Annotated in this window: 15 protein-coding genes and 1 pseudogene; 8 read left to right on the top strand and 8 right to left on the bottom strand. The window is 58.6% G+C overall.

Features of this window, described 5'->3' with window-relative positions; genetic code table 11:
* The first annotated feature begins 142 nt into the window (after positions 1–142).
* On the top strand, positions 143–2233 hold the full coding sequence (locus HFO99_RS19425; protein WP_222362965.1) for a DUF6538 domain-containing protein: 2091 nt from the start codon (positions 143–145) through the stop codon (positions 2231–2233).
* 21 nt (positions 2234–2254) lie between these two features.
* Here HFO99_RS19425 and HFO99_RS19420 read toward each other — a convergent pair.
* The 8 genes and pseudogenes from HFO99_RS19420 to HFO99_RS19385 all read right to left on the bottom strand — a co-directional run bounded on the left by HFO99_RS19420 (position 2255) and on the right by HFO99_RS19385 (position 12249).
* Positions 2255–4587 (bottom strand): annotated as a pseudogene (locus HFO99_RS19420) (hypothetical protein).
* Positions 4588–4799: 212 nt separating this feature from the next.
* The gene (locus tag HFO99_RS19415; RefSeq protein ID WP_027666522.1) at positions 4800–5111 is read right to left on the bottom strand and encodes a hypothetical protein; all 312 of its coding nucleotides are present in this window, start codon (positions 5109–5111) and stop codon (positions 4800–4802) included.
* Between the two features lie 410 nt (positions 5112–5521).
* Positions 5522–6451, bottom strand: a complete 930-nt coding sequence (locus tag HFO99_RS19410; protein ID WP_222362962.1) for a DUF429 domain-containing protein — start codon at positions 6449–6451, stop codon at positions 5522–5524.
* A 27-nt stretch (positions 6452–6478) separates the two neighbouring features.
* Positions 6479–7294: an ATP-dependent Zn protease gene (locus HFO99_RS19405; protein ID WP_222362960.1), complete on the bottom strand. Its 816-nt coding sequence runs from the start codon at positions 7292–7294 to the stop codon at positions 6479–6481.
* Entirely contained in the window at positions 7291–9138 is a 1848-nt protein-coding gene (locus tag HFO99_RS19400; RefSeq protein ID WP_222362958.1) for an AAA family ATPase, read from the bottom strand. Before HFO99_RS19400 ends, HFO99_RS19405 begins: the two co-directional genes overlap by 4 nt.
* Positions 9138–9512, bottom strand: coding sequence for a hypothetical protein (locus tag HFO99_RS19395; protein ID WP_222362956.1), 375 nt, complete (start codon positions 9510–9512; stop codon positions 9138–9140). Before HFO99_RS19395 ends, HFO99_RS19400 begins: the two co-directional genes overlap by 1 nt.
* A gap of 127 nt (positions 9513–9639) precedes the next feature.
* The gene (locus HFO99_RS19390; RefSeq protein WP_261323227.1) at positions 9640–10566 is read right to left on the bottom strand and encodes a hypothetical protein; all 927 of its coding nucleotides are present in this window, start codon (positions 10564–10566) and stop codon (positions 9640–9642) included.
* A gap of 510 nt (positions 10567–11076) precedes the next feature.
* Complete coding sequence (locus HFO99_RS19385; protein ID WP_222362955.1) at positions 11077–12249, bottom strand: hypothetical protein; 1173 nt, start codon at positions 12247–12249, stop codon at positions 11077–11079.
* Between the two features lie 437 nt (positions 12250–12686).
* Between HFO99_RS19385 and HFO99_RS33460 the strand changes: the two genes are divergently transcribed.
* The 7 genes from HFO99_RS33460 (at position 12687) to pglZ (ending at position 24290) form a co-directional block, all read left to right on the top strand.
* Positions 12687–12902, top strand: coding sequence for a hypothetical protein (locus tag HFO99_RS33460; RefSeq protein WP_261323226.1), 216 nt, complete (start codon positions 12687–12689; stop codon positions 12900–12902).
* A 306-nt stretch (positions 12903–13208) separates the two neighbouring features.
* Positions 13209–13589, top strand: a complete 381-nt coding sequence (locus HFO99_RS19375) for a hypothetical protein (protein ID WP_222362954.1) — start codon at positions 13209–13211, stop codon at positions 13587–13589.
* Complete coding sequence (locus tag HFO99_RS19370; protein ID WP_222362952.1) at positions 13579–14199, top strand: DUF1819 family protein; 621 nt, start codon at positions 13579–13581, stop codon at positions 14197–14199. Before HFO99_RS19375 ends, HFO99_RS19370 begins: the two co-directional genes overlap by 11 nt.
* A complete protein-coding gene (locus tag HFO99_RS19365; RefSeq protein WP_222362951.1) occupies positions 14196–14798 on the top strand; it encodes a DUF1788 domain-containing protein in 603 nt (200 codons plus the stop codon). The genes HFO99_RS19370 and HFO99_RS19365 overlap by 4 nt, the downstream gene beginning before the upstream one ends.
* A 3-nt stretch (positions 14799–14801) precedes the next feature.
* Positions 14802–18326: a BREX system P-loop protein BrxC gene (gene brxC / locus HFO99_RS19360; protein ID WP_222362949.1), complete on the top strand. Its 3525-nt coding sequence runs from the start codon at positions 14802–14804 to the stop codon at positions 18324–18326.
* On the top strand, positions 18326–21796 hold the full coding sequence (pglX, locus tag HFO99_RS19355; RefSeq protein ID WP_222362948.1) for a BREX-1 system adenine-specific DNA-methyltransferase PglX: 3471 nt from the start codon (positions 18326–18328) through the stop codon (positions 21794–21796). Before brxC ends, pglX begins: the two co-directional genes overlap by 1 nt.
* Positions 21789–24290: a BREX-1 system phosphatase PglZ type A gene (pglZ, locus tag HFO99_RS19350; protein WP_222362947.1), complete on the top strand. Its 2502-nt coding sequence runs from the start codon at positions 21789–21791 to the stop codon at positions 24288–24290. The genes pglX and pglZ overlap by 8 nt, the downstream gene beginning before the upstream one ends.
* Position 24291 lies beyond the last annotated feature (1 nt).

Raw genomic sequence — 24291 nt, 5'->3', positions numbered from 1 at the left:
CCCTTAATTCCTTGATTTTCCAGTCGTGCCGGATATCGTTTTGGCATCATTGGCGACCTGATGCCCAGAACTGTAGCCCACAGGTGATGCCCACGCGGAAACTGCGTGGGACGTCGCAGGTGGCAGGCAGGGGCAACTTCCCATGGCGGTCCGCCACGACGTCGAGAACCTTATTCGCCGCGGCAACATCTTCTACTGGCGCGCTCGTGTTCCCACTTCTTTCGCGCGGTGCCAGCCGGGCAGCCGGCTTTCACTGAGCCTTCATTGTTCCGATCATAAAAAGGCCCAGGCGATTGGCAGGAAGCTCAACACGCTGATGGCCGAACTGAAGATGAAATCGAAGGAACCAATGTCGAAGGCCCAGCTTCAAAAGCTTTGCGAACACGAACGCGACGTGATGCTCTTGCATCTCGAAGACGTCTCGATCGTCGCGAGGCGCTATGGCCGTCCGGCTGACATCGAGGAACTGGAACTCGATCTGGAGAATGGCTGGGCATACAAGCTGCTCGCCATGTTTGGCATCCGCCAGAAACTGACGCTAGAGGAAGGCTGCAGCGGATCCAAGTACCTGCTCGAAAACGGCGTGCCTTCCTCACATTTCCTCGCGGTCAGATCGAACTATTTCGAACTCCTCCATGAGGCGAATACACGCGGCTTTCAGGATGGAATCCGAATGCTGATGCATCAGTTCGATATCAGCCAAAACGCCCTCAACCACGAAAAGGCGATGAAGGCCTATTTCAGCGGGCGGGCAGAAGCTCTCTTCGATGTCGCTGAAAGACATTCCCTTGCTGATCGCAACCTGAGCGAACTCACTGGCGGTTCGAGTCCGCAGGCGCAGCCTGTCTCCGTTAAAACTCCATCCGTAAACACGACGCCGTCGGAAACGGTGATCGCCCGTCCCGCCGATGACGTTGCGACGCTCCCTGCGCTTGAAGCTCGGCCAATCGCGACGCTTGATCTGACTCCCTTGCCACGGACCGCTGCTCTCGAAGAGCCGGTTGGGGACAAGACCCGACCCGTGATCCAAGTCGCGGACTTCGAGGCCGAGTGCGAACAGCTCGTCAAGAACATGAAGGACGCCTGGGACGACAGTACCGCACGTGACGCCCGCGCGCTGGTTCGCATGCTCAAGGGCGTACTAGAAGAACACGGTGTCAAACATACCGGCCAGATTAGCCAGTACCATCTCGGCAAGCTGCGCCAGCACTTCAATGACATTCCGGTACGTTGGGGACAGAGCGCCAGAATGAGGGCGATGTCGGCCCCCGAACTACGGGCCGAAGGGCAAAGGCTCCGCGAGCAGGCCGAGACGGAGGGCAAGGAGGCGGCAGTGGGTTTGAGCGCTGCGACTATCCGCAAGCATTTTGGAAACCTGAACCACTTCTTGAAGCATGTGCGCGGGCACGGGTTTGAACTCGACGATTGGAGCTTCGATGGGCTACGGCCGAAAAAGCCGAAACTTGGCGCTATTCGTGGCCAGCAGCACAAACCGACACCCGAAGAAGTCAAACCTATCTTCTCGTCACCGATCTACACAGGTTCGCTCAATGATCAGCGTGGTCGTGGTAAGCCGGGGCAGCGCATTTTTCACGATGCGGCTTACTTCCTGCCCATTCTACTTACCTATCTCGGCGGACGCAGGCGAGAGTTTGCAGGGCTGGCTCTTGATGACATTGCGGAAGATGATCAGGGACTGGTCCTCATGCTACGGTCGAACCAGTTTCGGCGACTGAAGAACGAGCAGTCGAAACGGGTGTTGCCTCTTCCTGAGGAAATGATCCGCCTGGGCTTCATGGACTACTGCGTTGCTCTCAAGGACCTGGGGTATGAAGCCGTGTTTCCCGACCTCATTTCGGACAAGACGATGAACGATCCGGGTGATCGGTTCTATGACGTCTTCCTCCCGATCATGAAACGCTGTTTGGGAGAGAACCTGTGGGATCGCACTCTCCATGCATTGCGCCACGGCATGGCGGACACGTTGAAGCAGGCCGGCGTGTCTCCAGAGGTAATCGATGATATCTCCGGTCGCCTGAGTGAGGGAAGCGAAACCAACACGCGCTATACAAACCCAGCCGGTCTCCCATTGATGCGCGAAGCCCTCAGTAAGTATCCGATCATTACGGGCGGGATCGAGCCGAAGCCGATCAAACTGCTGCCGTGGATCGAACAACGCCTGCCACCGCCATGGGCGCGTGACGCGAAAAATGAGGCGAGACGCCGGAAATAATTTCCGACATCTCCTTCTGACTTATGCGGCTTCCCAGACTTGATTGAGGATGCGAGCGGCGAGCGCTGCTTTGTCCTGCGGGAGAAACCGCCCGTAGTGCTTGGCGACCATGTCGGCTGTGTCCTGGATTGCGTAGCTCGCCTGCTCATAGGAGCCGGTCTGCTTCAGGATATGGGTCGCCAGCACGTCACGTACGTTATGAGGTCCATGCGGCAAGAGCCCCTTAATCGCGCCGCGCCCTGTGTAGGGATTGTAGATCCCGTAGCGCTGGATCGTCAGACGCCATGCCTCGTAGAAGGTCGTGACGTCGTAAGCGGCATCCGTGCTGGTCGTCTTGACGGTCTTGACGAAGAAAGTGCCGGGATCGGCGGCTGAGCGCAGCAGTAAGGCGCGATGCCTTTCGACGTAGGCGTTTAAATATTCGTAGAGATCCAGGAGGTCAGGCAGCACGAGACGAAACGGCTTGTCGCCGAAGAAGAACGAGTGCGCGTTTTTGAACGCGACCGCTGGAATGAACACTTCCCAACCACCCTCGCGGTCACTCCAACGGATCTCGCCGCGCTTCATCTTCTCCAGAACACGCTCCGAGCGGGGCATATGACCTTTGGGGCAGAGCATGAGCTGGCGCAGATTTTTCTGCCGCAGTCCGAGATGCAAGCCCAGCCTCAGCATCAAAAACGCGCGAACGGCTTCGGCGGCAGGCCGCGGATAACGATGTTCATCCGGCATCAGACGGATGATCTCCTCGGTGATCTTGCGATACTCGCCGACAGGGCTTGCTGCCTCGAGGACCGGCATGATCGGCTCGAACGGATCGCGGTGAACGCGGGCGATCCGCTGAATTTCCTTTACGCGATGAGCCGCATGTTTGTGGAAGTCGTCGCAGGCACTATGCCAATCCGCATGGGCATAGTCGATTTCATTTTGCGAAACGAGACCGGCGATCGGCTGGACCCGAGCGAGAAGTTCAGGATGCTGGCGAAGCCACCCGGTGTCTTCCTTGGTAATCGCCAGAGCAATCCGCAACATGTCGACTTCCCAAGCTGTGTAGAAGCCGCGCCGTGTTTCACGCCACTGCAGATACCAGTCCCAGACGCCGGGAAAGAGCAACAGGCCGAAGGTTAGTTGACGCAGCGGCACGCCGTTGCCCCTGACCTCCCCATCCTTAGCTGCGGCAAGGGCGCCGAACATGAGCCCGAGATGCTCGATCTTCTGAGACGCCGTCTCCTCGCCCCAGACACCGTTTCGCTGGAATCCAACCGACGTGAGAGCCGACGTCTTGAAGCGCACGAGGTCGGCCATTTCCATCGCTAGCGCCGGCGGCGCCTCGATGACACCAGACAGCAGGTCGGGATCTTCTATCCACGTTTCCTCATAGTTAGCGGGAATGGTGATCTTCCCATCCCGCGGTGCGCGACCGCCATAGGACACGCCTGGAAAGCGGATCGCATATCGCTGCTTGGCGGCTGCCGCCTGAAACTTTCTGTAGTCGGTCGACCCGCTGATGATAACGCGCCGAACCCAATCAACGATCTCTTCGCGCTTCTGGAAGGCAGCGAGTTGAAGTCCTCCGGCAGGTGCCACGCGAGCCGCCGCCGCTCCGCGGGTTCGATCCCGGACAGGTTGAAACCCGAAGCGGATCGTGACGGGTGCGGGAGCTTTGCCTTGAAATAGCCCTCCGGAAGCCGATAGCGCCGCTCGATGCGGGATAGCACGTGGAAACTCTCCGTACTGCGAGGCACCCTCCGGCCTTCGATCCAGCTCAACAGCGTATTCTTGTCCGTCAGATCATCAGGGCCGATGATGCCGCGATAAAGCGTCCAATAGGTTTCTCCGTGGCGCCGAAGATGCAGTTGCAGAGCCTCCGCGAAGTCCGTCGGATCTTCCCAGACCTTGAACAGGGCTTCTGGAAACTCGACGTTGACGCGGGCAGACGCCTCGCCGGCAGGCTTCGACTTTACTCGCGACTCCTGCACTTGTGGCGCCGCTCGGGCGACCGCTGGCGGCGCCGCCATGGCCCTCGACGTCTTCGCTGGTTTACGCACGTCAGGTTTCTCGGCACCGGCGGCGAGGCGAGTATCTCTGATCCACCGAGCAATCGCATCCAGGGCAGGATCGATCTGACGCGCACTCGCCGCGAGCTCCTTAGCATCGATGCCGGACGCCGCTGCAACGACGCTCCAGTCGGTCTTGCCGTTAGTCCGAGGCGCTGACCGCCTCGCCTGGATGAGGGAGTACAGGTAATCCCTCAGCCGACTTAGCTCATCGACCCTCAGCAAAGGCGAGAGGCGGAGCTGGCAGAAGGCGTCGATCTTGCGTCGAAAAGTTTTCGCAGAAAATTCGTTCATTTCCATTCACATAGCTGTTGTTGCGTTTCCCGCGGATGCGGGGCACGCGGGTTATGTGATGGCGATTAAACTCTGGTAACTGACCGGCCATGAAGGCGGCGGACTCTGAAAAAATCGATTCCTCTGCAAACGGCGTTTCAAGAAGTAACGGGGGGACGAAGTCCCCTTATGTGAACGCCGTTTGCAAAGTCGGTCATCAGATTAAGAGGCCGAGATCGTCAGGCTCGCAAGTGAAGCTTGCGGCGGAAGGGCTGGTCATCGCGGGCATAGCGATCGACGATGCCGTCGAAGACGTCGTAGGACGCCCGCTTGTCGAAACCCTGGTCGCTTAGAACGGCGACGGCCGCGTCGGAAAGCTGGTCAATCCGGTCGGGCCGCCGTTCCTTGAGATAGCTGGTGATCGCCCAGAATAGCAAGGCCCGAGCGACGTCGTCGCGATCCGGGCGCCGCTCATCTCTATGACGGTCCCGAAGCCGCTGCTGCCGCTCCCTCTGCCTGGCGTTTCGCTCGTCCGGGGTCTGTCGTGCCATGATGTCCTCCCTTTTTGTTATGGATGGCACTTCCATGGTCAGAGGACCGGCGGACTGGCGCAACCCGTTTGTCGCGGAAACGGAATCATTGTGTTCTGAATCGGAATTCCGGGACTTTGAATCGAATGAGCGCAATTTGACTCGAGTTTAGCGCACGTCGAAACAAATGACCGGCAAACCCTCGGACCAAGGCTCAGCGAGTAGGCGGATGTGAAGACGTCCGCAGCCCCCTCGAAAATCCGTGAATCGGAATATTACGGTTTGGAATCGTCGGCCGGGAATATTGAAACGTCAGTCCGGGACTTGGAATCGTTCGCCCATCAGTCCGAATCGAATGAACGCAATTTGTTTCAGGTTGCCGGCAATTGATATCACGTCGTTTCAGTTTACGCGTGGCTGATCCGCTGATCTCATGGCCGCTGGCCGAGTATCCAACCTTCCCAGGTCGCGACGTCATCGTCGTCTGGGACTCCTTCAGTGCGGCGCCGCTCGACGACGTCGATCATTCCGAACAGACCAACGACTGCATCGAACCGATCCTCACCGGTCTTGTCTATCCCAAACCCATCAGTGATCGCCGCCTCCAGCGCCGCTCCGCCGATTTGGGGGCGGTCGGCCAACCATCGGAGGAGATGGCCTCCAGCAGTACGGCGGCCAGCCTGCTGTCGCTTGCTCCACACGGGGCGCCGCGGAATGCCAAGTTGGCTGTAGACATCTCCTGGATACGTTTCAGCAACAACAGTTGCTCCGGGCTTTGTGAGTTCAGCAAGGCTTCCGTCGAAAGGCCATAGAGCTAGCTCCGAAACGTTCGGGATAATGATCTCTCGCCAGCCGCTGATGGCTGCTTTTCCCACCTGATTGCCGCCAAGCGTCCAAAATAGCATGCAGGCATCGCCACGCTCCGCCGTTGCGCGCTCGCAACGGCGGAGAAGCTCACGGCCGCTCCCGACTCCAAGGGCATCGAACAGGTCTCGACGATGTGTCCCACCTGGCCGCATGGGATAGAAGGGACGATCGATGGCGATGTCGTTGCGATGTTCCGCGACGTCGAACCACAGCGCAAATTGCCCGGCGCCAAACGCTCGCAAGGCAGAGCGGAAGTTGGCGAGACCCAATGCTTTGCCATAAGCGGCCGGCAAGCCGATCGGGAAATCGAAACCCATCAACAGCGCGGCGTCTGTTTCGGCACGGCTTCGAAGCCGAGGGATGACGTCCTTCGTTTCGCCGACAGGCTCTGGCGCCGACAAGATCCATTTCGCCCCTTGGCGCACGGCGACACACATCCACCGCTTTTTCCGGTCGATACTCCAGTCGCAATGAGCAATGACCGCCACAGACATCCTGACCTCCGCTGTTCCCACAAGGATCTAGGAGGTGGGGGCTAGGATGTCCATCACCGCATCGCCATCGAGCGCCTGGGCGTCGAACAGCGCCCGGACCAGCCGGTCGAACGTCGCTCGGTGTTCGAAAATCACCTCGGTGGCCCTGGCCTGCGCAAACTCCAGACGCTGGTGAACCCGCGTTGCCAGATCGGCGTCTCGACTGAGGATCGCTGTCGGATCCCTGTGTTCGAGATAAAGCAGCGGATAGCGACCGCCGAAGCCAAGGGCCTGTTCCATGTCGAGAGCGATGCGCGTGGCGCGGGCGAGATCGCTCTGCTCTGCGCCGCCGGAGCCTGCGGATACGGTCTTCAGCACGATAAGTTCCGCTGCGCGTCCGGCTAACAACATGGCAAGCAGCCGCTCATACCAATTCACGGTATCGGGCGTGCCAGTCGCGAACGTCACAGCATTGTGGCCGCCGTCCTTGGTGTCGATCGTCAGACCCTTAATGGAGCCAAGACGCAAGGCGTGATGGACGACGGCATGGCCGGATTCATGGATCGCATAGCGCCACCGGACGTCGTATGGGACAGGCGGCCGATGACCGCGAATGCCGGCTTCGATGTCGGCATAGGTTAGACGCCGCTGCTCACGGCGCGCCTTCAGCCTTGCCTCTCGTACGACCCGTTCGATGTCGGCGCCCGTCAGACCCATCGCCCGCGTCGCTAGACGTCGGAGCGCCTGAGCAATTGCCCCTTCCTCCTTGTGCACGTCCGGCCCCTCGTTATCGCGCGGATCGTCATCGTCAAGAACGATCTCCAGCTCGTCTGTGGGGCCACCGATCTGGGTAAACCTCGTCATGGCTGACCTCCGTCTTGAGTATCCGATTTGGCTACGACGTCGAGATCGGCACCAAGATGATGTGCGAGAATGCCGGCGAGCGCCGGGATATCGGGTCGCGGGATCTCGATATGAGTCTCCAGCCTTCCCGACCTGCGGATGGCCTCGTCGATTTCGTTCGCCCGGTTGGTCGCACCAACGACGATGACGCCCTCGCTCTTCACCGCACCGTCGAGCAGCTCCAGGAGCTTGTTGACGCACGCATTCCAGTAGTCGGCATATTGCCGCGACGCCGAGACGCGCGTTCCGATACCGTCGATCTCGTCGATGAAAAGGATGCATGGCGCCTGGGCTCGGGCCTCGGCGAAAGTATTTGCCATCCGATCAAGCACGGCGCTCAGGTATTCGCCCTGCAGCCATGTCGAGACGGAGGTCACGACCAGCGGGATCCGAAGGCTGTTGCACATCGCGCGCGCAAACGTCGTCTTGCCCGTTCCTGGCGGTCCGGAGAGAAGAAGCTTGGTACTCATGTCGGACCAAGCCAGATCGCCGGCGAGGTAATCAGCCAAATCCGTCTTCAGCCCAAGCGCCCAATCTGTCGCTGCACCGTAGCCACTCAGCGTCTCCACCAGCAGCGGCGGCCGGCCCTCTCCTGGCGTCTCACCATCTGCAGGCAGAGGCTGGATCAATTCGGCGCCGGTCGGCTGGGCTTTTGATCTGCGGTTACCTGCCGACGACGATGAGCTGTCGCCCTTGGCGCTGCGGTCTTGAGACGACTGCGCTGCCCGTTCACTGGGGCTCTGGGTAATCAGCCGCCGCGAGGAAGCCGTGTGGCCTTTGTCCTTCTCGTTGTCCCGCTCTTCGCGATTATGGACAGCAAGCCCCACCAACGCTTCAATACTGGACAGGATCGGTCGGCCAGGCCGGATGGCAATAGAGAGATCATCGAGCGTCAGGGCGCCCGCATCAATCACCGCGATGAGGCCGTCATGGTGTGACACATCATCACTGCCATAGACCGCTTCCAGCAAGTCGGCGAGAAATGTGACACTGATCCCTCCGCCCGTCAGCCGGACATCGCTTGTCAGATCGACCTGATCCGGAACGGCGTGGTGGGTTTCAGCCACGGCGAGAACCGGAGAGCCGTGCGCCAAGGCCCAGAGCAACTGAGCGCGCATGGACGAACTGGTTGGCCGATAACTTTTAGCGACCGGAATCTGCAAGAAGACACGTTTGGCTTGGCCATCCACATACCTCCAGAGCTCGTCCACGAAAGTAAAATCAGCAGCCATGCCGACGTAAGGGCCGAACGGCAAGAAGGCCGTTTCTTCGACAAGGTGCGGCAGTGCCCGCTCGAATCCTTCGACCGACACCTGCACGGCGAAGACCCCGGCGGGTTGCCGAAGGAACGCGACCAGATCGCGCAACTCGACGCCGGATTCCTTCATGGCCGCCGCGAGCAAGAGGACGGTCGCCATCGTCTTGATGCAAAGCACTTCACCCGCCTCAGCGACAACCCTGACTGCATAAGCGAGCGCGTCATCGTCAGCGCCGTTCCTGACCAAGCGTCGCCTGAGCTGCGGCGGCCACACAGGCGCCGCCGACAACAGGTCGGGTCGGCCGCTCGCATCCTGCGGGGCGTCGATCAGGAAGGCAGCGAGACGATCGCGGACCCACTGCCGGTCTCGCTCCACCTCGCCCGTCAGATGGGAGGGATCGAAGGCTGGAACGTAGCGGCCGACGACAAGCCCGTCGATGATGGCGGTTTTCATCATCAGCAGACCGTTGCGGACAGCCAGCCGCCGGATCTCGCGGCGCTGCAAGTGGCGCAGACGCCGAAGCAGGAAGGAAGACAGACGATCCATCACTTTTCCCCCACGGTGCTTGCCGAAGAAGCGAAAACAATTTCCGCAAGACCGGCGTGCTGGGCAGCGGCATGACGGCCGCTAGAGTCAGCAAGATCGTGCTGCGTGTTTGCTTTCTCAGTGAGCCAGTCGAGAACCAGGAGGCAGGCTGGGTCGCCAGACCATGCGTGGTGGCACAGCCGATCAAGGAGCATCGGCGGAACGGCCGCGGCTTCGCCCGCACCTTGTCGGGTGAAGGCGAGCGCGAGGCCGACGATCAGCGCCGGGTCATTTTGGCAATCGCGACGACGCCGGCCGGCCAACGCGGTGTCAGTTCTGGCAGAACCAGGCAATTTGGACGGCGATGATGAGGTGGATAAGATTTCTACGGACATGCAAGATCTCCTCGCCGGTCCAACTTTGGTCACCGGCGTCTTCAGAGCACGAAGGGAACAGGGAAAGGCGGGCTGCGGGAATTAGCGCCGCAGCCATCACCTTAGTCAGAGCGAAAGACGGATGCCCTCAGGCGTCGAGCAGACGCCGCGCAAAGCCGACGCGGATGTGCTGCGGAGGCCATGCGGCTGCGGCGTCATCTTCTGCGTCCGCGTCATCCCGACCGTCGTCGAACGGATCGTCGTCGCCACAGCGGCATCCGGACGGATGCTCATCGCAGCACGCCGGATCATCACAGATCATGACGCGGGGGGTGGCCCGGAGGATTCCGAGACGCCGGGAAGATGTCGAATTTGCAGCCGCCGATGTCAGCGGCGGCGTTGCCGCATCCGGAATACCGAGCGCACGTCGCGCCTCGGCCCCCAGAAGCTGCTGCACGCGGCGCCCGAACCGCAGACGCAGTTCCGCCATGCAGGTGGCCGCGCCATCGATCTCCAGCAGGTCGTCGATCTCCGACAATGCCCAGACGCCCGCCGCATGATCGCTCGGGCGGCTCGCCCCATCGACAATCGCGACACCGACGGTTTCGACCATAAGCCGCTTCTGGGTCTTGTAGAGCCAGTCGGGCAGGATCATTGCCGACGCCAACATCCTGAGCTTCAGCTCTTCCAGCCGGCTGGTATCGCCGTAAGACGCGAGCGAGCGTTTCAGGTCCAGCACGAAGGCGGCGCGCTTTGCGCGGTTCACAAGGATCAGGTCCGGCGTGTAGCTGCCCTTCGCAGGCGCGTCGCAATCGAGGCGCACGCCCTCAAGATGATGCCAGTCATTACCGGCGACCGCTTCGATCGCCGCCTTCACTAGCGGCAGCTTGATCGACTGCATGAGGACCACGAGGTCGGGATTGGCCTTGGCAAGCCGCTCGACGGCCTGTTCCAATAGCTTGCCTTCGCGGAACGACACGGCCCGCACGAGTGACGCCACGTTGACGTAGTGGCCGAGGATCTCGTCCTCGACTGGGTCGCCTTCGGCAATGGCGGCGATTGCCTTGTCGATCAAGACGTCGAAGTCCGCCTCGATGTCGGGGTAGCGCACCAGATGCGGATGACGGCGCAGCACCGGCGGCTCGGATGGGAAAGCCGCACGGTCGGCTAGGTACCGGCGCAGGGACATTGCATTCGAGTGGCCGACGGTGGAAGAAGCGGTGGACGCGGCGCGCAGAACTTCCCCCATGGGGGACGAAGAGTGTAGGTTGGTCAAAGCCCGATTCCTTTCAACAGAAGGCTTGAGGGTCAGGCCCTTGTCGGTGTTACGAGCACCGGCTTGGGCCGCTTGCTCCGATGACTTCGGAGCCGCCCATACCTGACAGGACCAGAACCAGATCTCAAGGACCCCTCAGGCAAAAAGAGAACGGATCCCGAACGCGGTTAACGAGGGACCTAAAGGCGAATTCCGCTGGCTGCATGTTGGTCACCCGCAAACGACCTGCGATCTTCCGGATGAACCGGACGCGCCAGGAACGCCGGCGGCTGGAATCAAGAAAGGGGGCCAAAACCCCCTTCCTTGTGTTCAGTCCGCCGAGACCTCGGCGGGTTTCGGCTTCAGCCAAGCCGGCTTCCTCAGCCCCGACCGGTTTTCAGTAGATACCATCGGGATCACATTGGGGGCGTCGGCTTCGGGTGCTGAAGCCGGACGCGCAAGGAAGGCCGGCGGCTGGAAGTCCCGGAAGGCAGCGCCATTGTCACCGGCCGGATCAAGGCTTGGCGCCTCAACCCGTACCACGCCGCCAAGCGCCTCAAGGCCGCTTCGCATGACTGCGTCTGCGGACTTCGGAGCGACTGGGGCTTCAAGCGGCCATTCGGGTTTCTTCGTCCGAGACGTTGCCCAGTCGAGCAGCAGCAGTACGTCTTGGCGCAACCAAGTTTCAAGCCCTTTGGCTTCGGGCCACGACTCCCTGTTGCCGAGATGGTCCAACGTCTGGAAGACCTTGTACCAATGGCTCGCAGCAGAAAGCTCGCTTTCCGAGAGCTTGCGGACGTCGACGTCACCCGGCGCATCGAGAAGCAAAACATTGCCTAGGCTGCGTTTCGCCACTCGAGCCAAAGGCTCAAGCACCGGGATGAGTGTCGTTTTCTGCAGACGCTTGCCCTTGCTCTCAAGAGCACTGACAACTGCTGCGGCAAGAGCTGCGCCACTTTCGACGAAAGCGGCTACACCACTCTTCGTCTTGAGGTCGATCAGCGCCCGCAGACCGGATAGTCCACCGACGTCGGCAAGCTCTGCGCCGATGATCTCTTCGGACGCCGTCTCAGAGCCATCCGCTAGCAAGGCTTTCACCTCACTGACGCGAATGCCGTCGTTTTCCTCGGCATAAACCAACGCATCCTCAACCTTATCCTCAGGCGCGGACGCAAGATGGAAAAGGACTGTCGGGCTGATCGCAAGCTCGACTGCTCGCCCCCGGAAAGCGTTGAGGTTTCGAGCAACGGCCCGGTAGTTCCGGGCTGTTTTCGAGGAGATGTCGCATCGCTGCGATACCCATTTTTCGAAAGTGCCCGGTTCTACGTGCTCGGAAGCCTGCTCCAGCAGGAGGCCTAGCTCGAAGGCTTGGTCCGTGGACCGGCGCCCCAGGGCCTGGATGCCAGCGGCTGCCGCTTCCAACGCCTTCTTGCTCTGCACGCCGATGTCGAGCGCGTCGTAGTCAAAGCGGGCTGGCGCCCGTTTTGCTGTCTTGTTCGTCATGTCAAAGATCCTTGCGGGTTGCAAAAGTACCAACCGTATTTGCGCGATTGATGTATGTATTATCTCACCGCGTATTGACAATAACAACGTTTACTATAGGTTGCCGCCGAGATATTAACTTCAAATATCAGATGCTTACTTCATATTTTACTTACCGTTATTAAATAGTCGTTCCAAAAAATTATTTTATACATAAAATCACTTAAGTATCATTTCTGCATTCTCTGGTTGTACATCACTCTATCTGCCAACCTGGCACCAGATACGCAGATTCAAATGAGTGACACTATGTCAAAGGCAGTGCTGACAACGAAACTCGGACCTAAGATGATCTTCCGGAGCAGCGGTATCATCTCCCGCGCACCTATCTGCGTCAGGTCGAAGCGGCGAGTGGTGACTGGATTGTCTAATACGAACCGCGGCGTCCGAGCGAGTTGATGAAGACCGGTGGACGGCGGGCTTATTTCGCGACGGCCCTGATCGCCGACATCATTCCGGATCCATCGAAGCCTGACCATTTCTACGCGTTGATCGAGGACTTCCTACCTTTCGATCATGCCGTTCCGTTCAAGGAAGTGGACTACTACTACGAAAGCGGCCTGCGCCAGGAGGACGGCTCAACGAACAAAGGCGCATTCGGCGGCGCTGTCTAAACGTCTCTGACGCCGAGTATGGCCTGATCCTTACATGCCTTCCTCGCGCACATCCTCAGAAGACGAGGCCACGAACGGCCTGCGCCGGTTCCGGATCTGGCCAACGAACCGTGCATCGGACTTTGGCGACAATCTGAAGACGCTATACGGGACTGACGGTATCGTCGCTAACAGGTGTCCGAGGGATAAACGGGCGGAAATGATTTCCGACAACGGAACCTCGTATTAACGCATCCGTGGACAGTAATTCTGTTCGCCTTGCAATCTTTCGATGAGTAATGAATGTACCTCTGTCAGGGGATACGCATGCCTAAATCATGGATAGTTCGCGCTGACCGCAAGAGACGATTATTTGACGCTTTCAAAGAGATATTCGTTGTGGCCATCGGATTGAACGCACTCTGTGATCTTTCCGGAACGACGACCGTCGGCGCGCTTGCAAAGGTGTATTTCCGCTCCAACAGCCAATCCATGGCTATTGGCCAATTTCATCGATTTTTTAACGAGATGAGTATTAGCCACCACGTGGCCTTGGCATACAGTTTTACGCAAATGGCCAACATGTCACATTTTGAGCCCGTTCTTGAAACTGGTGATCACCAATTGCATGCTACAGCGACGACTGATCATCAAACCTACCTGGCGCAGGATTTGATGACTGCAGGAGCATCCCCTCGTGACAAGTGAGAACGAACAACATTATAAGATGTCATTCGTCGTTGGCGGATTGTTTCTCAACGAAAGCATCGACGTCGTGAACCTTCATAGGTCGTCTGCGAATTGGAACCAAACGCGACAAATGGCGCTTGGCGAGAGCATCACATCTTTGCCAAAAATAGCCTCTCGTCGTAGGACCCTACGTGAAATTGCGAGTAGGCTGTCAAAGCTGAATGATGCGGAGCTGCGCTTTTTCGGTGAAACGAGAGAGCGCACCGATCAGCAGGCTTTGCTGTGGCTGGCAGTATGTCGCGAATATCGTATCGTGCATGAATTTGCGACTGAGGTTGTGCGGGAGCGCTTCCTGTCTCTTCAAACTGACTTGTCAGTCGAGAGCTTTGACACTTTCTTCGCTCACAAAGCAGAGTGGAATGACGCGCTCGCGAGCATCAGCGCAACGACACGATCAAAGCTGCGGCAGGTGCTTTTCCGGATCATGCGCGAGGCTGGCATCATCTCAAAGGAGAACAAGATCCTGGCGACATACATCTCGCCGCAGCTCGGCGGAATAATTGCAGAGCACAGTCCTTCAGATATCCAGCTATTTCCGGGTTTGAAATCCGACAGAGGCATCGCATGAACCTGCCAGCCACCCGCAAAGCACGTTCTGAACATCTTTTCAAAGTCATCACGAGCCCGCGATTCTTGACCAAACAGGGCCTTGGGAATGAAGTGCCCTTCTTTATCTATCCCTATGACGCCAAGGAAGGGCTGTCGATGGATGAGGACAGGCGCGACCTAGTGGCTCGAGTTGGCCACGCAGGTGTCGCCGTCCTGGACCTCAACCTGTACAATCTGTCGCTCGGTATTTTGGAAGAGCGCGGGATTTTCGAGCAGGTCCTCGACGTCGAATCAGAGACGGATAAAATTGAGCTTCGGGAGCTGCTTCAGTCAGTCCTGGACCCCCAAGCCAATCTGATCCCCAAGATTGGCGAGGCGATTTCATCAACGCCGCACGACGTCATATTCCTGTCGGGCGTCGGTGAGGTGTATCCCTACATCCGCTCGCACAACGTTTTGAACAATCTGCAAAGCACGGCAAAGGACAAGCCGACGGTTCTTTTCTTTCCCGGAAGCTACACCCATTCGCTTGCGACCGGAGCGTCGCTGGATCTCTTCGGGTGCTTGCACGACGACAAATACTACAGAGCTTTCAATATCCTGAATTACGAGGTCTGATTTATGACGATCGCGATGCGTGACATTTTCGAAAAACCTGTCGATCGTTCCATCGATGGCGTCATCAAGGCGGATGATGAAGCAAGTCTGCGGGTGGAGTTGGACGAGTACGTCATCACCGGCGAAATCGGGCTTAGGCTGGGTCAGTTACTGGAGGCCTACAACAACTACAGCACCGCGAACGGCGTCTGGATCTCCGGCTTTTTTGGCTCCGGCAAGTCGCACCTTCTCAAAATGCTCGCCTTGCTACTGGAAAACCGTGAGGTTGACGGCATCAAGGCCTTCGATATTTTTGCTCAGAAAGATGAATTGAAGGGTGATCCGATGCTGGCCGGCGCTTTGCGCAAGGCCGTTTCGATCCCGTCGAAATCGATCCTCTTCAACATCGACCAGAAGGCCGACGTGATCTCAAAGACTGACGTCGATGCGCTGCTGGCTGTGTTCCAAAAAGTGTTCGATGAAATGTGCGGCTATTACGGGAAGCAGCCGCACATCGCCCAGTTCGAGCGGCAACTGGATGAGCGCGGTCAACTCGACACCTTTAAGACGGCCTTCCTGGAACTGTCCGGCAAGCCATGGGAAACCCGCGGCAGAGAAGAGGCTCTGCTGGAAGCACGCAACGTCGCCGCAGCCTTCGCTCGCGCTACCGGAACGGACGCCGCGGATGCAAGGGATATCCTGACGCAGTATCGTAAGGATACACGGGTCTCGATCGAGGATTTTGCCAACACTGTGAAGGCATGGATCGACCGGCAGGTACCTAAGTTTCGACTGAACTTCTTTGTCGATGAAGTCGGTCAGTACATCGCTGACAACGTCAAGCTGATGACAAACCTGCAGACCATTGCCGAAAGCCTGAACACCAAGTGCAAGGGACAAGCGTGGATCATCGTCACCGCGCAGCAGGCTCTCACAGACGTCGTGGGCGACATGACGACGCGCCAGGAGAACGACTTTTCCAAGATTCAGGCCCGCTTTTCCAATCGCATGCCGCTGAACTCTGCCGATGTGGCAGAGGTCATCCAGAAGCGTCTGCTGGCGAAAACCGATGCCGCGGAAATTACGCTGGGCAATTTGCACGACAAGGAAGTGAGTAATCTGCGGACCCTATTCGATTTTGCCGATGGTTCTATCCCGCTCAAAAACTATCGCGATCGAAACCATTTCATCGCCAGCTACCCCTTCCCGCCGTACCAGTACACGCTCTTCCAGATGGCGATCACCTCACTTTCGGAGCACAACGCTTTTGAAGGCAAGCATAGTTCTGTTGGCGAACGATCCATGCTTGCCGTGTTTCAGGAGGTTGCCAAGGCTCTGAAAGATATGCCGGTCGGCGGCCTCGCGACCTTCGATCGCATGTTCGACGGCATACAATCGGTACTGAAGTCCTCCGTCCAACAATCCATCCATATTGCGAAAGACAATCTCGATGACCCCTATGCCTTTCGTGTCCTGAAGGCACTGTTCCTCGTCAAATACGTCAAGGGCTTCAGGGCGACAGTGAGGAACATCAGCATCCTGCTGCTATCCGAATTTGATGTAGACCAAGGCGAACAGCGCCGCAGGATCGAGGAGGCCTTGGCTCGCCTCGAGCGGGAAACTTACATCCAGCGCAATGGCGATGTTTATGAATTTCTCACCAATGAGGAGAAGGACGTCGAGGCAGAGATCAAGGCGCTCGACGTCGACCCGGAGGAAAGCACCAAGGCGCTGGAAGATCTCGCGTTCGACACCATTCTCCGTCACCGCAAGATCAAGCACCTGACGACGGGCTACGAATATGCCTTCAGCCGGAAGCTCGACGACCATCTCTTGGGCCGCGAATATGAACTGTCCATCAACATCATCAGCCCGGTCGGCGATGATATTGCGGTCCCGGAGACAGTCCGCATGCGCAACCTCGGGCGCGAGGAGCTGGCTGTCGTCCTGCAGCCAGACGTTCGGTTCGTTCGCGACCTGCGGCTGTTCCGGCAAACGGACAAGTACATCCGGCAGGCTCGCACCGGCTCACCGCAGCCGGGCCGCGACCGCCTTATTCAGGAAAAGAGCGATCAAAACGCTCGCCGTGCGAAGGATCTGGAAGCCCGGCTTCGAAAATTGATCGCAGACGCACGTCTCTTCGTGCGCGGCGATGAGCTTGATGTCGGCGGCGACGAGCCGCAGGAGCGCATCGTCAAGGCATTCCAGTCTCTCGTCGACAAGGTCTATGTCAACCTGCCGATGCTGCGGAGCGTGACCTACCAAGAGGCAGATATTGCCAAGGCGGCAAGCCTGGCGAACGACCTTCTCGGCGATACGGGTCTGAAGGAGGAGGAGCAGGAGGTCCTGAACCATATCCAGGGGCAGGCCCGCAATGGCGTGAAGGTGTCAGTCAAGTATCTGACGGAGCGGTTCGGCGCCAAGCCCTATGGCTGGCCGACGGTCGCCACCCTTTGTCTCACCGCAAGCCTGGTGGCCAAGGGCAAATGCGAAGCCCGGTCGGATGGCGCGCCGCTTGAGGGCGCGGGTCTCGCACGAGCGCTGAACAATAGTCATCAGCTAGGCAATATTCTGCTCACGCCGCAAGTGGAGTTCCTCCCCTCCCAGATCCGGGCTGCCAAGGATCTGTACCGGGAACTTTTCGGCCAGCCGGCAGATGGCTCCGATGCGCGCGTACTTGGCGGCGAGTGGGCAGATAGCGCACGCAAGCTCGCGGACGAACTCAACCGGTTGCTGTCTGACAAACGAAACTATCCCTTCGTGGTCGCCCTCGAGCCGTTGCGGGATCGGATCGCCGACATGACGGGTAAGCCGCCGGCCTGGTACATCACCGAGCCGGTGAAACAGGAAGACGCGCTGCTGAATGCCAAGGAGGACATCCTCGACAAGATCCGCAGCTTCATGGCCGGTGCCCAGAAGGAAATCTACGATGACGTCCGGGATTTCCTCCGGTCACAGGAAGCCAATATCGGCTATGTCGACGCTGGTGCCGGGGAAAAGCTGCGCGCAGCGCTGAACGACCCGGATTGCTACAAGGGCAATGTCGTCCAGTCGCTCAAGGCAGACCTCTACGCCCTGAAGGACAAGGTAGAGCTTGACGTCTTGAAAGAGCGCAAGGCGGTGATCGCGGCGGTGGATGAATGTGCCGAGAAGATCGCCTGGACGTCCGAGTTCCAGGCGCTGACCCCGGAGCAACAGGACAAGATCCAGCGCAGCATCGAAACCCACAAAACCGGTGTTGAGACGGTCAGCATGATCCCGATCCTGCGGGACAGGGCGAATGGTGCGCGCACGGGCCTGATGCAGCAGATCCTCGCGGATATCGCCAGGCTTACTCCTCCGCCTGCGGCGCCAAAGCCCACGACGCCAGGCATGGGCGAGCGGCCAGCCCCAGTCATCAAGCCGCCAACCTATATCAACGCTTCGCAAATCAAGGTGGCCTATCCGCGACCATACCTCGCGGAAGAGGCCGATGTGGAGCAATACGTCAATGAACTGCGCAAGACCCTGTTGGCAGAGATTGCCGCAGGCAAGAAAGTGATCGTCTGATGGATACTAATGGCCTGAAGAAATTCGCGCAAAGCGCCCGCAACCTGCTGATCGATCAGGTCACCGCAAAGCTGGGTTTGGTGCTGGATCCGGCCTCTGCGGCGCGGCGCGAACAGCCGGCGGCGGTCAAGGCACTAGAAGTCGCCATTCATGAGGCGAGCGAACGGCAGGTGATCGAACAGGTGGCCTATACCTGGTTCAACCGTTTCACGGCACTGCGCTTCATGGATGTGAACGGCTACACCAATCCACGTGTCGTCTCCCCCGCCGATGGCGCGACGCGGCCGGAAATTCTGGCGGAAGCCATGGCTGGCAATCTGCCGGAAAAGGCACCTTCTGCCATCTCAGCTTTGCTGGAAGGCCGCACTCCTTCGAACGATCCGCAGGCGGAGGCCTACCGGCTGCTGCTGGTGCATGCCTGCAATGCCTGGCATGGGGCAATGCCCTTCCTGTTTGAGAAGGTGGGCGATTATACCGAACTCCTGATGCCGGAAGATCTGCTGTCGCCTAGCTCCATCCTTGCCCGCCTGCGCGAAGCGATGGCGGATGATGCTTGCGCCGATGTCGAAATCATCGGCTGGCTTTATCAGTTCTACATCTCGGAAAAGAAGGATCAGGTCTTCGCCGGGCTGAAGAAGAACATAAAGATCACAGCGGAAAACATTCCCGCCGCAACGCAGCTTTTCACCCCGCACTGGATTGTCCGCTACCTGGTGGAAAACTCGCTGGGACGGCTGTGGCTGCTCAATCGGCCGGGCTCGAAGCTTGCCGCGCAGATGGGCTATTACATCGCCCCCGAAGAACCAGAGACCGACTTCCTGAAGATTGGCAAGCCGGAAGAGATCAGGATCTGCGATCCGGCCTGCGGCTCCGGCCATATGCTGACCTATGCCTTCGACCTGCTCACCGCGATCTATGAGGAAGAAGGCTATGACCCCGCCGAGATCCCGGCGCTGATCCTGAAGCACAATCTCACCGGCATCGAGATCGATGACCGCGCAGGCGCATTGGCGGCCTTCGCGCTCTCCATGAAGGCGGCAGCGAAACTGGGCCGCCGCCGCTTCCTGCGCATGGAGGTGAAGCCGGATATCGTCGTGCTGCAAAACGTCACCTTCACACCTGCCGAACTGACGGATGTGGCCGCCGTGGTGGGCAAGGATCTGTTTACGGATGCGCTGCGCGAAACGCTTGCGCAGTTTGAGCAGGCGAAGAATTTCGGCTCGCTGATCGTGCCGAAACTGCGCGACCCGGCGGAGACGCTGCGGCTGGTCGAGGCACGGGATTTCAGGTCAGACCTGTTGCTGAAGGAAATGCAGGCACGCGTTCTGGACGTGCTGCGCATGGCCAACGCGCTGTCGCAGACATACCATGTCGTAGTCGCCAACCCGCCATATATGGGTTGGAATGGGATGAACGGGGGACTGCAGTCATTTACGAAGCGATCGTATCCCGACTCGCGATTTGATTTGATGACCTGTTTCATGGAGCGCTGCACTACCGCAACCCTTCCAAATGGCTACTGGGGAATGATCAACCTGCCATCCTGGATGTTCCTTACGTCATTTGGGAAGTATCGTGCAAATACCGTTCGTGCCCAGGAGATTACCTCTCTTCTTCATTTGGGCCGTGGGATCTTCGGTTCGGACTTTGGCTCAACAGCGTTTTCGTTTAGGAATGCGGCCCCAAGGAAAAGTGGTCGGTCAGTTTTCAGAAGATTGTTCAAACGACACGTAGACGTTAGGTCACCTAACGAGATTGAAAAAATATTTCGCGATCCGCTGAGTGGCTTCTTCAAGTTTGAGCAGCGCCGGTTCGGAAAGATCCCCGGAACTCCGATTGCCTATTGGTTAAGCGACAATACCCTACGCGCTTTCGAAAACTATCCTGCCTTTTCTGAAGGTGGAAGAATTCTCGTTGGGCTCCAGACTGGTGACAATGAGCGCTTCATAAGGTTTTGGCACGAAGCGTCCCTAAAAAAGACGCGGATCAGCAACTCCAACGGTACTTGGGTGCCATATGTTAAGGGCGGTGAGTACCGAAAATGGTACGGCAATCGGGACATGGTCATTGATTGGTCCGAAGATGGGCTTGAGATCATACAGCATCCAAGCGCTAGACCCCAAAACCGAGATTACTACTTCCGCTCCGGTGTTACCTATACGAACGTCTCCAGCGGCGCATTCTCAGCCAGATATGTAGATGGAAAAGGGATTTTCGATCAAAAAGGTAGCATGATCTTCTCCGAGACCACTTTCTCCGAAAAGGCTTTCATGGCGCTTTTGCTGTCTAAGGTCGGCACGAAATTCCTCGAGATCCTTTGCCCAACAATTGATTTCAATCCTGGCAGCATCAGCCAGTTTCCAGTTCTTAAAGATGCCCTCTTGCAGATCGAGCCGATGGCCGACATGCTCACCAATTCGGCGCGAACAGACTGGGACGCGTACGAAACTTCCTGGGATTTCACCACGCTCCCGCTGCTCTCGCCCGAGCACAGGGACGAGACGCTGGAGGCGAGCTACGCCCGTTTGCGCGCCGACTGGCAGGGCATGACAAACGAAATGCAGCGGCTGGAGGAAGAGAATAACCACATCTTCATCGACGGATATGGTCTGGCTGAAGAACTCACGCCTGATGTGCCCATCGAGGAGATCACGCTGACCTGCAACCCGGCCTATCGCTATGGCGTCAAGGGAACGGTGGAAGAGCGGGAAGCGCGGCTGAAGGTCGATACCATGGCCGAGTTCCTCTCCTATGCAGTCGGCTGCATGTTCGGCCGCTACAGCCTCGATGCGCCGGGTCTGATCCTTGCCAATCAGGGCGAGACGCTTGCCGATTATCTAAACAAGCTGCAAGAGAAGGGCGTAGCGGAACCGAGCTTCCTGCCGGATGCGGACAATGTGATCCCCGTGCTGGATGGCGACTGGTTCCCGGATGATATTGTGGACCGCTTCCGCAAGTTCCTGCGCGTGACTTTCGGCGAAGAGCGGTTCCGCGAGAACCTTGCTTTCATTGAGGCGCAGATTGGCGATATCCGCAAATACTTCACCCGGACCTTCTATGAGGACCACCTGAAGCGCTACAAGAAGCGGCCGATCTACTGGATGTTCTCTTCGCCTAAGGGCACCTTCCAGGCGCTCATCTACATGCACCGCTACCGGCCTGAGACGGTTTCCGTGCTGCTGAACGATTATCTACGCGAATTCATCCGCAAGCTGGAAGCCGAGCGTGCCCGGCTGGACAAGCTCTCCGATGATCAATCGGCCGCCCAGAACGTTCGCACCCGCGCCCTCAAGGATGTCGGCACTGTCGCCAAGGAGATCGCCGAACTGGAGGAATGGGAGCGCGATGTCATCTTCCCGCTGGCGCAGAAGAAGATCGATGTAGATCTGGATGAGGGCGTGAAGCGCAACTACCCGCTGTTCGGCGCAGCGCTGAAGCCGATCAAGGGGCTGGAGGCGGCCGATGAGTGATCGCATCGCCGCCAGCCTGCGGCGTCTCTACGAAGAGCACCGGATCGTCTTCTGGTACGACACGGACCGCAACATGCGGGCGGAGTTTGACGCGCTTGACCTTCCTGGCGTGACCAAGCTGGACATCGCAAACAATGAGTTCGGCCTGAAGTACCGCATCCTGCGAAAGGAGCCGTATGCCTATTTCCTTCTGTTCAAAGACGGGCATGAGCCGCCGATGCCGGAAAACTGGCTTCTCGATGTGCAACTGGCAACGACTGTGTTCAAGGCGGATCAGGCCGCGATCTGGGTTGCGGAGCTGGGCCTGCCTCTGCAATTCGAAAATGCCGTTCGCGCGCATATCGGTTTCTTCGGCGCCAAGCCTCGTGTCGAGGTCCTAAAAAAGCTGCTGCACACCTCCGACACCCAAACCCAGATGCGCCTGAAAATGCTGGCCGTCTGCGCTGGCGCCGAGGGCGGCCTGGATACAGTGATCGAAGCTCTGCTGGGCGATCTTGCCGCTGGCAAGGAGGATGGCTTGCGGCTGATCGAGCGCTCCGGGCTCACAGAATACTTCTGGACGCAGGCAAGCCAAGCCTATGGCTACAAGCCAAGCGAGCCGGATTTCGAGGACTTCGCCATCTCCCTGTTCCAATCGGCCTATGTCCGCGTGCTGGGCGAAGATGGGGCGCTGAATGCCGAGGCACTGCTCGTCTTCCGCCGCTGGAAGAACAACCGGCACTGGGCGGATGCCTTCGAGACCCTTTCTGCCCGCTATCAGGATCTGCTGGCCATTCCCGCCGACTTGAAGAAGCGCGATTTCCGCACCTTCGTCACCATCGACCATTTCGAGGAAATCGACCGCGAGATCATCCACCAGATCGTGCAGGCTCTTTCAGCGCAGGCGGTCGGCGCGCCGGAGGTGCTGAGCTGGGTGCGCGAACGGCGGCAGAGCCACTGGTATTCGAAGTACGAGGACATCTATCAGGCCATCGGTTTTGCGACCGAGTTCCAGCAGGCGCTGGCGGAAGCCCATCTCGGCATGACCAATGCCTCCGAGGGCGTGCAACGCTATGTCAGCACTTGGTACCGACTAGACCAGCTCTATCGCAAATTCATCTACCACATGCAGAAGAGCGGTCAGGCGCAACTGCTGGCCGACCTCTACGAGTCGGTCGAAAACCGCTATACCAACAGCTATGTTCTGGCCGTCAACGATGCCTGGCAAGACCAGGTCGCCCGCTTGAGTGACTGGAAGATCCCCGGCTATCCATCACAGGCGGACTTCTACCGCGAACAGTCGGCGGAGTACCGCCGGAAGGATCAGAAGGTAGCGGTAATTATTTCCGATGCGCTGCGTTTCGAGGTTGCCGAAGAATGCCTGCGCCGGATCCGTGCGCTGGATCGGTTCGATGCCGATCTGAAGCCGATGATCAGTTCGCTCCCGAGCTATACCCAGCTCGGCATGGCCGCACTCCTTCCGCACAACGGGCTGGCCATGGCCGAGGATGGCAGCGGCGATATTCTCTCCGGTGGTGAAAACACCCGAGGTCTGGCCGCACGGGAAAAGCTGCTGGCCGCCGGCCGTAATGGCGACACAGCCAAGGCGCTGAAATTCGAAGACGTCATGAACATGCGCGTCGACGAGGGAAAAGCGCTCTTCCGTGACAACCATATCGTCTACATCTACCACAACCGCATCGACGCGATTGGCGACAAGATGCAGACGGAAGATCTGCTGCCGGAAGCTGCCGAGGACACCATCGAGGATTTGACCAAACTGGTGCGCAAGCTGACATCCGCCAACTTCTCCAATATCATCATTACCGCCGACCACGGTTTCCTCTATCAGCACCGCGCGCTCGACGAGAGCGACTTCGCCATCGCCGATCCGAAGGGTGACGAGGTCCTTTTCCGCAACCGCCGCTTCGTCATTGGCCGGGGACTTGTTGCCACTGATGGGATGAAGCACTTCACGGCCACCAATCTCGGGCTTTCCGGCGAGCTGGACGTTCTGATTCCGAACTCGATCAACCGTATGCGGGTGAAAGGTGCCGGCAGCCGTTTCGTTCACGGCGGCGCTAGCCTGCAGGAGATCGTCATACCCGTCATCCGGGTCGGCAAGCAGCGGGAGGCCGACATCGGTCAGGTCGAGGTGCAGATCCTCGTTTCCGGGCGCAGCCTGATCTCGTCCGGCCAGACAGCCGTCACGCTGTATCAGGTTCAGCCTGTCTCGGAAAAGATGCGGTCGCGCGAGGTTTTGGCGGGCATCTATGCCACGGATGGAACGCTGATTTCCGACGAATACACCCTGGTGTTCGACTTCAGCTCCGACAACCCGCGTGAACGCGAAATGCCGCGAAAATTCCTGTTGTCGCGAGAGGCTGACCGCTTCAACAATCAGGATGTCATCCTGAAGCTGCGTGAGCGTGTTGGCAAGACGAGCCGTTATCAAGATTGTGCCACGTATCGGTTTGAATTGCGTCGCGGCATAACCACTGACTTTGATTTCTGAG

Origin of the sequence: Rhizobium leguminosarum (assembly GCF_019798305.1) — a bacterium.
Taxonomy (GTDB): Bacteria; Pseudomonadota; Alphaproteobacteria; order Rhizobiales; family Rhizobiaceae; genus Rhizobium; species Rhizobium leguminosarum_U.
Note: the sequence above shows the minus strand (reverse complement) of the source record. Positions and strands in the feature narration are given on the sequence as shown.